This window comes from Leptotrichia hongkongensis (genome assembly GCF_041538065.1).
In the GTDB taxonomy this organism is placed as follows: domain Bacteria; phylum Fusobacteriota; class Fusobacteriia; order Fusobacteriales; family Leptotrichiaceae; genus Leptotrichia; species Leptotrichia hongkongensis.
In genome coordinates, this window is record NZ_JBGORW010000001.1 from 12191 (window position 1) to 25140 (window position 12950).

At 27.9% G+C, this 12950-nt stretch carries 15 protein-coding genes; 12 read left to right on the forward strand and 3 right to left on the reverse strand.

Features of this window, described 5'->3' with window-relative positions:
- Positions 1-7: 7 nt before the first annotated feature.
- Positions 8-445 carry a hypothetical protein gene (locus ACEG17_RS00035; RefSeq protein ID WP_372582068.1) on the forward strand — a complete coding sequence of 146 codons (438 nt, stop codon included), beginning with the start codon at positions 8-10 and terminating at the stop codon, positions 443-445.
- Positions 446-621: 176 nt separating this feature from the next.
- Positions 622-1527 (forward strand): magnesium transporter CorA family protein, encoded by a 906-nt coding sequence (locus ACEG17_RS00040; protein ID WP_299572271.1) that lies wholly within the window; start codon positions 622-624, stop codon positions 1525-1527.
- Between the two features lie 270 nt (positions 1528-1797).
- Here ACEG17_RS00040 and fabV read toward each other — a convergent pair whose 3' ends face one another.
- Both fabV and ACEG17_RS00050 read right to left on the reverse strand, forming a co-directional pair.
- Positions 1798-2991, reverse strand: a complete 1194-nt coding sequence (gene fabV / locus ACEG17_RS00045; RefSeq protein WP_299571319.1) for an enoyl-ACP reductase FabV — start codon at positions 2989-2991, stop codon at positions 1798-1800.
- Positions 2992-3166: 175 nt separating this feature from the next.
- Complete coding sequence (locus tag ACEG17_RS00050) at positions 3167-3910, reverse strand: SDR family oxidoreductase (protein WP_372582069.1); 744 nt, start codon at positions 3908-3910, stop codon at positions 3167-3169.
- A gap of 331 nt (positions 3911-4241) precedes the next feature.
- On the opposite strand from ACEG17_RS00050, the gene ACEG17_RS00055 reads away from it, so the two are divergent.
- From ACEG17_RS00055 to ACEG17_RS00080, 6 genes are all read left to right on the forward strand, one after another.
- The gene (locus ACEG17_RS00055; protein WP_372582070.1) at positions 4242-4949 is read left to right on the forward strand and encodes a GntR family transcriptional regulator; all 708 of its coding nucleotides are present in this window, start codon (positions 4242-4244) and stop codon (positions 4947-4949) included.
- Between the two features lie 212 nt (positions 4950-5161).
- Positions 5162-6406, forward strand: coding sequence for a pectate lyase family protein (locus tag ACEG17_RS00060; protein WP_372582071.1), 1245 nt, complete (start codon positions 5162-5164; stop codon positions 6404-6406).
- Between the two features lie 149 nt (positions 6407-6555).
- On the forward strand, positions 6556-7221 hold the full coding sequence (gene deoC / locus ACEG17_RS00065) for a deoxyribose-phosphate aldolase (RefSeq protein WP_372582295.1): 666 nt from the start codon (positions 6556-6558) through the stop codon (positions 7219-7221).
- Positions 7222-7449: 228 nt separating this feature from the next.
- On the forward strand, positions 7450-7740 hold the full coding sequence (locus ACEG17_RS00070; protein ID WP_372582072.1) for an SH3 domain-containing protein: 291 nt from the start codon (positions 7450-7452) through the stop codon (positions 7738-7740).
- Between the two features lie 104 nt (positions 7741-7844).
- A complete protein-coding gene (locus ACEG17_RS00075) occupies positions 7845-8594 on the forward strand; it encodes a DKNYY domain-containing protein (RefSeq protein WP_372582073.1) in 750 nt (249 codons plus the stop codon).
- A 55-nt stretch (positions 8595-8649) separates the two neighbouring features.
- Complete coding sequence (locus ACEG17_RS00080; protein WP_372582074.1) at positions 8650-9372, forward strand: endonuclease/exonuclease/phosphatase family protein; 723 nt, start codon at positions 8650-8652, stop codon at positions 9370-9372.
- 311 nt (positions 9373-9683) lie between these two features.
- On the opposite strand, the gene ACEG17_RS00085 is transcribed toward ACEG17_RS00080, so the two are convergent.
- On the reverse strand, positions 9684-10484 hold the full coding sequence (locus tag ACEG17_RS00085) for an amidohydrolase family protein (RefSeq protein ID WP_372582075.1): 801 nt from the start codon (positions 10482-10484) through the stop codon (positions 9684-9686).
- A gap of 132 nt (positions 10485-10616) precedes the next feature.
- Here ACEG17_RS00085 and ACEG17_RS00090 point away from each other — a divergent pair, with 132 nt between their 5' ends.
- From ACEG17_RS00090 to ACEG17_RS00105, 4 genes are all read left to right on the forward strand, one after another.
- Entirely contained in the window at positions 10617-10961 is a 345-nt protein-coding gene (locus ACEG17_RS00090; RefSeq protein WP_372582076.1) for a winged helix-turn-helix transcriptional regulator, read from the forward strand.
- Positions 10962-10986: 25 nt separating this feature from the next.
- Complete coding sequence (locus tag ACEG17_RS00095; RefSeq protein WP_372582077.1) at positions 10987-11124, forward strand: hypothetical protein; 138 nt, start codon at positions 10987-10989, stop codon at positions 11122-11124.
- A 7-nt stretch (positions 11125-11131) separates the two neighbouring features.
- Complete coding sequence (locus tag ACEG17_RS00100; protein ID WP_372582078.1) at positions 11132-12133, forward strand: Fic family protein; 1002 nt, start codon at positions 11132-11134, stop codon at positions 12131-12133.
- Between the two features lie 85 nt (positions 12134-12218).
- Positions 12219-12905, forward strand: coding sequence for a hypothetical protein (locus ACEG17_RS00105; protein ID WP_372582079.1), 687 nt, complete (start codon positions 12219-12221; stop codon positions 12903-12905).
- Positions 12906-12950 lie beyond the last annotated feature (45 nt).

The window sequence follows — 12950 nt, forward strand, 5'->3', positions numbered from 1 at the left end:
AGTGTGAATGATTATAAAATTTGGTTATTATGATGATGAAGATTTTGGATTGACTGCATTTCCAGAAATAAAATTTTCTGAAAAAGAAATAACAAAAAATAATAAAAAAAATGGATATTTAGAAAAAAAGAAAGCAGTGTATACAAAATATCTGATAACTGGAATAATGGAAGATTTTCCAGATATGGAAATAATTGATATTTTTTTGCCACAGCTAGAAAAAGTTGAAACTGGAAAAGTGCAGGAAACTCTTTGGGATGGACAGGCTTTTCAGCATAAAATTAGTAAGGAAAAAGTTGAATTTGAGCATACAATTTTTGGAATTTGTGAGGAATATCCGCTGTGGGAATGTAAGTTTGAAGAATATAGAAAAGTTTTTGAAGGCTGGAAAAAGTTTTCAGAAATGGAAGTTGATTTAAAAAGTGAAGTTGTAGTGGAGATTTAAGAAATAAAAAATAAAAATATGAAAAAATATTTATTAATCAAAATATTTGAAAAATAATTTAGCTAAATGATTATGAATTAGCTATTAAATAGCACTATTATAAAAATTTATTTCTATTTAAAAATGGGATTTAGTATAATATAAATAGAGTGAAATAGAAGCTTAGAAAGGTAATTATGATAAAAAGAATAGATACGAAAAGTGGGAAAATAATTTCTTATGTATATAATTTGAAGGATGAAGATTATAAAATTTTATCAGAACGATTGGAAATCGATGAAGAGAAGATAAAGAATGTTATTGACGAGGAAATTTTTACTCCAAGAATTTCAAAATCAGACTGGGAGATTTATAAACTGTATTATCCAGCTGTTAAAAAATCTACAAAAGATAAAGAATTTACATCATATGAGATTAATCCAATTGTAATTTTTTTTAAAGAAGATAAAATTGTTATTCTAGATGACGATTATTACAACGATTTTTATCAATTTGTTGAAGAGTATGCCAAATTAAGAGATGAAGTTCTTGAAGAAAATCGTTTTTTCCTAAATATGCTTCATAAAATTTCTCAAAGCCTTTATAAATATGTGAGAATTTTGATTGGAGAACATGACAAGATAGAAACTGTTTTGAGGGAACAGCAAAGTAACGAAAAATTAATTTCTCTTGCGGAAGTAGAACAAGGATTTTATGTTTATAATATTGCATTGAGAAATTTGGATTATGTTGTTGAGAATTTGAAAGAAGATGAGCAATTTGAACAATATGAAGAATATATGACAAGAATTTTACAGGAGATAAATTTTACACTAGACTTATCATCTTCATACTGTGAAATTTGTAAAACTACAAGAGAAACATATTCATCGTATATTGGAAATAATATGAATATCACAATGAAATTTTTAGCTGCAGTAACAATATTGGTTACAGTTCCAAATATGATTTTTGGATTTTATGGAATGAACGTGAAGTTGCCGCTTCAAGATATGGGATTTTGGGCATTAGTAATAATTTTTATAATAATGATGTTGCTAATGCTAGTTTTGTGGAGATATATGAAAAAGAAAGTTTTATAGTAAAACTCCTTTAAAACTAAACTCAAAAGTTATGACTATTTTACTCAAACCCTAAATTTATATAATTTTAAGTAGGTTTGAGTATATAATGTAAAAATAGAAATTATAGTAGTTTATTTTTGTTAAAATAAAAAAATCAAAATAAAGATGTATAAACATAATTATAATTTTAAAGTAAATTTATGATGTATAATAAAAGACTATCTAAAAGAATATTTTTTCTAAAAGATAGTCTAATTTTTTTGTTATTTATCTTGTAAATTTTTAAAATTAAGGTTTTAATTTAGCTAATTCATCTAAATCAACATCAGCGTCATAATCCACATTGTCAAAATCAAATCCATTTAATTGCATGAATTCCTCTCTTGCTCCAGCGTAATCGCTTATTTCCTTAAAGTTATCTGGAGTAACTTTGTCCCAAAGAGCTTCTACTTCAGCTTGAACGTCTTCACGCATTTCCCAGTTATCTGGACGTAATCTTCTTTCTTCGTCAATAACAGGATTGTTTCCATAAACCATTTGAGTCAAGAGTCTGTGTTTTTGTTCAATTGTACCTTCGTGGATACCTTTTTCCTTCATTACTTTGTAAAGCAATGCTGCGTATAATGGGAAAATAGGGATAACTGCACTTGCTTTTGTCATTAAGGCTTTACTTAATGAAACGTATGCTTCTCCATTGTATTTTTCTTTTAAAAAGTCATTTAAAACATCAGAAGTATGTTCCAAATCTCTTTTTGCAGCTCCAATTGTACCTTCTTTATAGATTCCGTAAGTTACTTTTGGGCCTAAATATGAGTAAGCTACTGTTTTGAAGCCTTCAGAAAGAACGCCACCTTTATCAAGCGCTTCAATCCATAATTTCCAGTCTTCTCCACCCATAACTTTTACAGTGCTTTTGATTTCATCTGGAGTTGCAACACCCATTGTTGTTTCTTCCATAACTTCTTTTTCAAAGTTGATAGTTGGACCTGTAATGTCCTTTGTTGTAGATTTTAATGCTGAACGATAAGTTACGCCGTCAATTGGATCAGTTCTAACTGCACTTGCTAAGCTATAAATTAACAAGTCGATTTTTCCACCAAATTCTTCTTTAATGAATTTTATTACATCATCTTTCATTTCCATTGAAAAAGCATCACCAATAAAGTTTTTAGAAACTAAACCTTCTTTTTTAGCAGCTTCGTTAAAAGCAATTGTATTCCACCAACCAGCAGAACCTGCTCTTTTTCCTTCTACCCCTTTTTCAAATGCTACTCCGATAGTTTCTGCTCCAGCACCGAAGGCAAGCGAGATTCTTGTTGCAAGCCCGTATCCAGATGAAGAACCGATAATTAGAACTTTTTTTGGACCTTCATATTTATCTTGTGATTTTACATAGTCAATTTGCCTTTTTACAAATTCTTTTGCTCCAATTGGATGGTTTGTAAGTGCTAAACCACCTTTTAATCTAGGTTTTATAACCATTTTTTCTTTTCCTCCTAAAAAATTATTTATTATAATTATTTTTCAATTTTAAAAAAATCATACATTTAAAATGATAACATATTTTATGATACATTTTCAAGAAATATTTTTATTTAAATAAAAATAAATAATTTTGATAATCAAAATAATTCTTTAGATAGAAAAGTTAATAAAATTACAACTGTGCTGTAGGATAAAGAGTGATTTCATTCATACTTACTTCTTCTGGTAAATCAATAGCAAATTTCACAGCTTCGGCAACTATCATTGGATCCGCTCCAATTGTGTCATAAAGAAATTCAATTCTTTCCTTAATCGCTTTGTTTGTAATACGTGTTGCAAGTTCAGTTCTGAATGCTCCTAGATATAGAGTTGTTGTACGGACATTCATTTTTTCGTTGGCGCTTTCTTTTCTCAGTACTTCCATTAGTGCTTTTACACCGTGTTTTGTAGCACAGTAAACTCCTGCTCCAAGATATGTGTTTAATCCAGCGACAGAAGATGTGCTGATAACGTGTCCAGATTTTTGCTTAATAAAATGTGGAAGTACAGCTTCAATACCGTTTAATACACCTTTTAAGTTCACATCTATCATTTCGTCCCATTCGCTATTTTTTAGTTCTGACAACGGTGCGTTTGGCATTAATCCAGCATTATTGAAAATAACGTCTATTTTTCCATATTCAGAAATTGCAAAATCAACCAATGCTTTTACTTCCTCTCTTTTTGATACATCTGTAACTTTGTAAGCGGCTTCCCCTCCTTTTTCCTTTATTTCAGCAACAGCTTCCTGTAATTTGTCTTCATTTCTTGCAGCAAGTATAACTTTTGCTCCGCTTTCTCCTAATAATTTCGCAGTAGCTCTTCCAATTCCTGAAGAAGCTCCTGTAACAATAACGACTTTGTTTTTAACAGCCATTTAAATCATCTCCTTTAAATAATTAATTTTTATACAATCAAATTATATCATATCTTTTTAAAAAGTCAATAGGTCTATATATATCTATTGTAAAAAATAAATGATATGTTATAGTTGTTATTTTTAATATTTTAAAGTATAATTATAATAAATTAACTTTAAAAGTTGTAGTTATTTCATTCAAATTATAAAAAAGAAATACGATGTTAAAGGGATTATAGTATTCCAGTTTAGAACGAGAGTAGAAGGTTGGATATAGACAATTTCGTGTTTTTACATATTCTTGCTTCAAACTTTAAAAGAATTGACTATAATTTTGGAAAGGTAAAAAATGAGTAAATATAAAGAAGTATATGACAATATAAAAAAACAAATTAAAGATGGAAAATTAAAGCCAAAAGATTATTTACAAAAGGAAGCAGATTTTGCCAAAGAATATTCCTGCTCTGTGCTTACTGTGAGAAAAGCACTTGCTTTGCTGGAATCGGAAGGATATATTCAAAAAATAAAAGGTAAAAGGTCAATTGTGGTTGAAAAAGGGGATTTGAAAAATATTTCGCTTACTTCAATACAGACATTTCAGGAATTGAATAAGATAAAAAATATAGATGTCAAGGCAAATTTAGTTAGTCTATATATAGTACAAGGTGTCGAGGAACTGATGGAAAAATTTAATGTTTCTAAAACTGCTGATTTTTACAAGGTTGTCCGTACATATTCCTTGAATGGCGAAGTTGTTCAGTACGCCACTTCTTATTTTGATAGAAAAATAGTCACTTATCTAAATGATGAAATAGCCAGCAAGTCTATTTATGAATATCTGGAAAATGAACTAAATTTAAAAATATCGTATTCAAGACGGGAAATAAAGTTCAGAAGTGCAACAGATGAGGAAAGACGTCATATAAATCTTGAAAATATTGACAGAGTTGTAGTCATTGAAACTTACGCCTATTTATCCAACGGAAATCTTTTCCAATATGAAACAATAACTTATCATCCTGATAAATTTACTTTTACTGCAATTGCTAAAAGATAGTTGCTAAAAATTGAAATATGAAAAAAGTATTGACTTTTTTTGTGTACTATATATTATATATGTACATATATGGAAGATTGATTTTATGACAAATACGAATGACACTAATTAAAAAAAATTTATTTTCTTATTTAGAATCAGCAATTGATTATAATGATTTAATGTAAATACAAAGAGAGGATATTTTAGTAAAATACAAAGGAGATGAAAGTATGAAAAAAATAATTTTAGTAATTAGTTTAATGATTTCTTCAGTATTGTGTTCGGCTGAAAAAACTGATTTTATACGAGAAGTATTAGCTAAAAATGATGGATTTGCTTCAGAAGGTAAAGGAACTACGGGTGGAGCTCAAGCTGTTCAGAAAAATATATTTAAAGTTACAAATAAGAAAGAGTTTGTTGCAGCAATTGGAAATAGGAAAAATTCGGAGCCTAAGATTTTGATGATATATGGGACGATAGATTTTGATACAGATGATAATGGTAAGACTTTAAAGAGGGATGATTATATGGCTAAAGGGTATGATTTTGAAAAATATTTGGAAACTCATGCTTCTCAAAGTTCAGCATCTAAAAGTTTGAAAGAAGATCAGGAAGCAAAAAGAGGACAATCTCAAAAAAATCAAAGTAAAAATATAACAGTTCATGTTCCTGCTAATACAAGTATAATTGGAATTGAAAATGCAAAATTAAAAGGTGTAGATTTAATAATAGATTCTGATAATGTAATTGTAAGAAATATAATGTTCGAATCTCCTTATGATTATTTTCCATCATGGGATCCGAAAGATGGAAAAGAAGGGAACTGGAATTCTCAGTATGACAGTATTTCAATAAAGGGTGGTACTCATATTTGGATAGATCATTGTCATTTTCAAGATGGACCTGAAACTGTTGAAAAATATTTTGGTCGTAAATATGAGCATAGAGATGGTTTAGTTGATATAACAAATCAATCAGATTACATAACTTTATCATATAATATTTTTGAAAATCATAATAAAGCAATTTTGATAGGTAGTAGTGATTCAAAAGTAGCGGATGAAGGGAAATTGAATGTGACTTTACACCATAATTATTTTCATAATTTAGTTCAGAGAGTACCAAGAGTAAGATTTGGAAAGGTTCATGTGTATAATAATTATTATCAATCAGACAACAAAAATAGCGAGTATAGTTATTCTTATTCTTTAGGAGTTGGAAAAAATTCAAAAATATATGCTGAAAACAATGTTGCAGATATAGAAGGCAGAGATTATAAAGATTTTGTAAAAGTCTTTGGTGGAAAAGAACTTACAACTGTTAATAATATATTTAATGGACAGAAGATTGATAAATTTGATGAAAGTTTAACAAAAGTAGATTGGACTCCTACGTTATATCAAAAAATAGATGCTACAAATGAAGTAAAAGATAAAGTTTTAAATAATGCAGGAGTATTTAAAAATAAAATGTAATTTGTTTTAATTAAAATACCAAAAAACTGAAAGGCTTGGAGGTATTTTTTTGTTTATTTAAAATAAAGTTGCTAAAAGGAGAAAAACTCGGTATACTTATAGTAGAATAAAAATAATAAACAACAAATTAAGGAAAGGGAATGATAATAATGGAAATAAACAAATTTATTGATCATACAATTTTGAAAGCAGCAGCTACAAAGGAAGATGTAAAAAAATTATGCGATGAAGCGAAAGAATATGGATTTTATTCAGTTTGTGTAAATGGGGCGAATGTTGAATATGCTTTTAGTCAAGTTAAGGACAGCGATGTGAAAGTTGCAGCAGTAGTTGGGTTTCCTTTGGGAGCGATGGCGACTGATGTGAAGGTGTTTGAAGCGAAAAAAGCGATTGAAGACGGTGCTTCGGAAATTGATATGGTTATTAATGTTGGAGCATTGAAGGATAAGGACTATGGTTTAGTGGAAAATGAAATTAGAAAAATAAAAGAGATAATTGGAAGCAATGTTTTGAAAGTTATAATCGAAACTTGCTATTTGACTGATGATGAAAAAGTGAAAGCATGTGAATTATCAGTTAATGCAAAGGCAGATTTTGTAAAAACTTCGACAGGATTTGGAACAGGAGGAGCTACATTTGAAGATGTAGAGCTTATGAAAAAAACTGTTGGAGATAAAGCGGAAGTAAAGGCAAGTGGTGGAGTGAAAGACCTTAAAACTGCAAAAAAATATATTGAATTAGGAGCAACAAGACTAGGAACAAGTTCAGGAATCGCTATTGTAACAGGACTGGAAAGTGAAAAGGCTGGCTATTAAATTTTAGTCAGTAAATAGGAATAAATAATAGACTTCTTGAGAAACTATATATTTTTAGAATTTAATAAAAGAAGGATTATAAAGCGAGGAGATAATAATTCTTGTTAAAATAAAAAAAGTAACTCCATACACTGAATGTCATTTTACGACAGTTTATGCTTAAGTTACTGAAATAAAAAAAATTGATGGTACAAAATCAAAAATTACAAAACTTGAAGTGAAAAAAATTTGGATGACTTAGATGATTTTGATGAACTGTATTTAGATGAAGTAGGTGACTTGAAAAAATATGAAATAAGTTCAAAGGACGGATATGCCAATATATGTGAAAAGCCGACTACAGATTCAAAAATTGTTTTGAAATTAAACAATGAAACAGTTATAAAATATGTTACAAAATATGGAGACTGGTATTATGTTTACTTTGCTGATTATCCTTCTGACCTTGAGAAAGAGTGGAAAGTTAAAGAATATAGAGGATTTATCCATAAGAGCCAGTTGAAAAAGCATGTTGATTAGAGTGTTTTTGTAAAAAAATTTGAAAATATTTGTTAAAGATAAAAAATATTAAGTTGGGAAACAAGTTTATTAAATAAATTTTGGATTTGAAGAGAGGATAACTTGTGAAAAAAATTTTAAAAAAAATAGTATTATTATTAATTTTGGCAAATGTGGGATTTGGAGATGTTGCACAAATTATAGGAGATTATTATTCGATAGATAAAGGAAAGGTTTATTACAAAAATAAAATTTTGGAAGGAGCAAATCCGAAAACTGCTGAGTTGATAGGATTTTATCTTTTAAAAGATGATAAGAATGTTTATTACATGGGTGAAAAAATAAAAGATGTAAAAATTAAAAATTTTGAAAAATTAGGGCAGAATTATTGGAAAAATGATAATAAAATTTATTATCGGGATAAAAAAATAGAAAATGCTGATATTATGAGCTTTAAAGTTTTAAATGAAGATTTTGCGAAAGATAAAAATAATGTGTATATAGGAAATAGCAGCATAGGACTTTGGAAACTTGATAAAATAGAAAATCCTGAAACATTCGAATTTTTATCAGATACTATAAATACTGATTCATTTTATGGAAAAGACAAATATAATGTTTATTATGTAAATAGGATATTTTTAAGTAGTTTTGGTACATATACTTGGATAGGATTTAAAGTAGAAGGAATTAATAAAGATAAAGTAGAAGTTCTGAATAAATGGTTTATAAAAGATGATAAAAATATTTATTTTAAGGGAAAAATTTTAGAAGATGCTGATTACAATACATTTGAAGTGCTTTCAAATGGAGATGGAAAAGATAAAAATCAAAGTTATGAATATTTGACTAAAGATGAGCTGGAATGGTTTTAATCAATAGGGAACTAATTGATTATACAGATAAAATAAAAAGGATAGGAAATAAAAAATGGAATTTAGAATAATGACTTACAATATTTATGGAGCAAGGCTTGCGGATGGGAAAAAATTGGCAAAAAGCATAAAAAAATATAAGCCTGATTTTGTTGCATTGCAGGAAGTTGATAAAAATACGAAAAGAAGTAATTTTCGTGATGTAACGCAGGATTTTGCACTTGAACTTGGGTATAATTATTATTATTTTCAAAAGGCGATGGATTTTGACAAAGGGGAGTTTGGAATTGCGTTTGTTTCCAAATATGATGTGAAAAATATATATGTTCACGAGCTGCCGTCTGCTGGAAATGAAAAAAGACAGGTTTTGGCGGCACAAATTAGTTCAAAGTATAAAAAACATATTTTGGTTATAAATACTCATCTAGATTATGAACCTACAGTAAAAAGTACCCAAATTGATGATTTGATGACAGTTATAGATTATTTTAAGGGAGATATAAAATTTTTATGCGGTGATTTTAACCTTTTGCCAACAACAGAGCATTATCGTAAAATTACTGAAAACTGGAATGACACTTATTTTGAAGGCAAGGATTTAGAAAATAAATCAAATCTTGAAAACAGAAATCTTGAAACCCAGAGAATTGACTATATAATGGCAAAAAAAGATGCGAATTACAGAACTAAGCAAAGTTTTTTTATAAATGATGATTCGCAGGAATGGACAAAATTGTCGGATCATTTGCCGTATATGGCGGTGTTGGAAGTAGAATAAATCTATTGGAAATGATTTTGAGATTTTTTGAATTAGGGTATGTCTTAAAACTCTCAAAATGATGAATTTTTAATAAATTTTTCTAAATTCAAAAATAATAAATACTGATTTTATTGTACTTTGTGTGATTTCTAAAATCAAAAAATATTAAAAATAACATAGATTTTGAGTTTTCAGACACAACTTATATCCTTATACGCCTATTTAAATTTTAAAAAAGCTTTTTATTTTAAATCAGGAGTAAATTTTTAGTCAATGTAGAAAAATTTTGAAGATAAATAGGGGTATGGTAAGAATACCCCTGTTAAAATTTATTTTAATCCCAATAATTTTATGATATTCTCTCCAAGTATTTTATCTGATATTTTTTTAGATGGACTTAAATATTTTATTGCCTGTTTATTTAAAAATGAATCACCGTAAGGAGCGTCAGAACTAAATAGACATTTGTCAGGAACTTCTGTTATTATCATTTTTAATGCGAGTGTAGAAAAAGCAGCGGATAAATCAATGTAGGCATTTGGTGTATTTTTTACAAAATCTGTTACTTCCATCCAGTTATAGCCTCCCATATGTCCAAAAATTACTGGTGTTTTGAAATATTTTCTTGTGAGATTTTCAAGAATTTTTATACCGTTTAGAGTGACTGGATTAAAAGTGTGAACCCATATGGGAAAGTTTTCATATTGTTTTAGTGCTTTAAAAATTGTTTCCAATTTGCTTACTTGTTCATCATTTCCAGGTGTAAATTCGCCAACGCCTTTTAATCCATTGTCAATAATATATTGTTTTATCCAGATTTGAGTTTCTTCAAGGGATAATCCAAGTGGAACGGTTCCAAAGCCATAAAATTTATCAGGGTAATTATTTATCACTTTCATTAAATCAGAAATATCCTTTTTAAATCTTTTTTTATTATTTTCAAGAGAATTTTCTCCTCCTAAAATTTTAAATAAAATTGACATCTCAGTTTTAAATTCAGTCAATGTTTTAGCTTTTTCAGGATGTGGAGTCGTTGTAAAAAGTATTGCCTTGTCTACTCCTGCTTTATTCATTTGTTCAATTTGTAATTCTGTTGGCAATATTAAATGTTGGTGACTATCTATTATCATATCTTCTCACCCTTTCATCTTTCTATTATTTTTGATATAATAAAGTATAACATACCTCTTGTAATCAATACAAGTACGCACATTTTTGATATAAAGTATCTTTTTTGATACTTTATTAAAGGAAGGAAAAATATGTCAAAAACAGAAGCAGTTTCAAACGCTTGTCCAATGGAGTTAGGAATAAACATACTCAGTGGGAAATGGAAATTAAGGATTTTATGGAATTTGTATATTAAAAAAGTGGTCAGATTTAATGAATTGCAAAGAAACCTGGGAAATATTACTACAAAAACTTTGACAGAGCAATTGAGAGAACTTGAAGATAAAAAAATAATAAAAAGAACTATTTATCCTGAAATTCCTCCAAAAGTTGAATATTCTCTGACTGAAATAGGCAGTTCTATTGAGCCTGTATTAAAAACTTTATGCGATTGGGGAAATGAATATTTGGAATTGATTGATAATAATATAGAATGACAAAGTATCGTTGTAATTTTTGTTGATGGAAGAAAAATATAATCTTGAAATATCAGCAAGAATATCAATGAATGATTATAAAAAAGAAGAATGGTTGTTAAATTTACTATTGTATATAATAGAAGAAATTAGAAATATTGTGAAAAAAAATGATAAGGAATAGTTTTAAAATGGGAAAAGAATATAGTTATAGTCCACCATTTGAGATTACAAATGAGATAATTGAGCTTGTAGCTCAGATTACTGAATTAACAGGAATGATTATAGTTTCAGAAAAACTATCTTCAAATCCAGTTTTGAGAAGAGAAAATAGAATAAAAACAATTTATTCATCACTTGCGATAGAGCAAAATACACTGACATTTGAGCAAGTGACAGATGTGATTAATGGGAAAAGAATTTTAGCTCCACCAAAGGATATAAAAGAAGTTAAGAATGCTTATGAAATATATGAAAAATTAGATCTATTAAATCCATATTCGATTAAAGATTTACTCAAGGCTCATAAAATAATGACAGCTGAATTAATAAATGAAAGTGGTACATTTCGTACAAAAGGAGCAGGAGTTTATCAGGGAAGTCAGCTGATTCATGCAGGGACACCACCTCAATATATTCCTGAATTAATCGACCAGCTTTTTTCGTGGTTGAAAAAAAGTAAAGTTCATCCACTAATAAAGGCTTGCATATTTCATTATGAATTTGAATTTATTCACCCATTTCAAGATGGAAATGGAAGGTTAGGACGTCTTTGGAATACATTAATCCTATCAAAGTGGAAGGAGTTTTTTGCTTGGCTTCCGATTGAAACTTTGATTCAGAAAAAACAGCAGAAGTATTATGAAGCTATAAATTTATCGAATAATATTCGAGAATCTACACCATTTATTACATTTATTCTCGAAATCATAAAAGAAACTCTGGAAGAATTGCAAAAAAATGACTTAAAAATGACTGATATTTTGACTGATAAAATGACTGATAAAGAGTTACAAAGGCTGAAAATACTGGAAGAGTATTTTGAGAAAAATAATTATATTGAGAATAATGAGGCTCAAAAAATTTTAAACATCTCAGATTCAACAGTTAGAAGATTTTTGAATAAACTTGTGAAAAATGGTATTTTGGAGGCATTTGGAGAGAAGAAAGGGAGAAAGTATAGGAAGAAATAAAATTTAAATTTTTAAATATTTAAGAATTATAAAAAATTATGATAATTCAAGAATAAATTAATTAATATAAACAGGATGAGATAAAATGGATATAAGTATAATTACTTGGGATGAAAATTATTATGATAGTTGCTATGAGGATTATCTTCAAATTATGAAAAATAATGAAATTGTTTATTATGGATATTGGTATGAATTAATTTCTTATAATGAAGAAGCACGATATAAGTTTGTGTTTGAATTTAATTATGGGGATATAAAAAATAAATGTGATACAGGTATAGTAAAATTTGAGAATAATTTTTTGATGGTTCCGTATCGAGAAAAAGTTTATCAACACAATTACAAATATTTACCTTTAAAATTTACTAAACAGCAGTTATTAAGGTTGATGTCTAAAGAAGAAATAAGTTTAATAAACAAAATTTCTTGTTCAGATATTTTGTTACAGTGGTTAGGATTGAGTAATTTTAAAGGATATTTTGATACATTTGAAGAATATAAAAAACAATTATTTTATGATATATATTTTGTTGATATAGATAAATTAGATGATAATATTGAAAATTTTTTTAAAGAAATATCGAAACTAAGAAATAGAGAAATAGTAAAAATTTTAAAAAATGATTTTGAAATTGTTATGGTTTATTTGAATACGGGGAAAATTTGGGAAGCATTTTTGAAAAAGGATGATAAAATATATTTAAATACAGAACTAGATGTAAGCATAGATGTAACAGATATTGCAGAGAAATATTATAAAAAATCTTAAAATCAATTGTTTTTAAAATAGATAAAAGATATAATTAAATAAAAA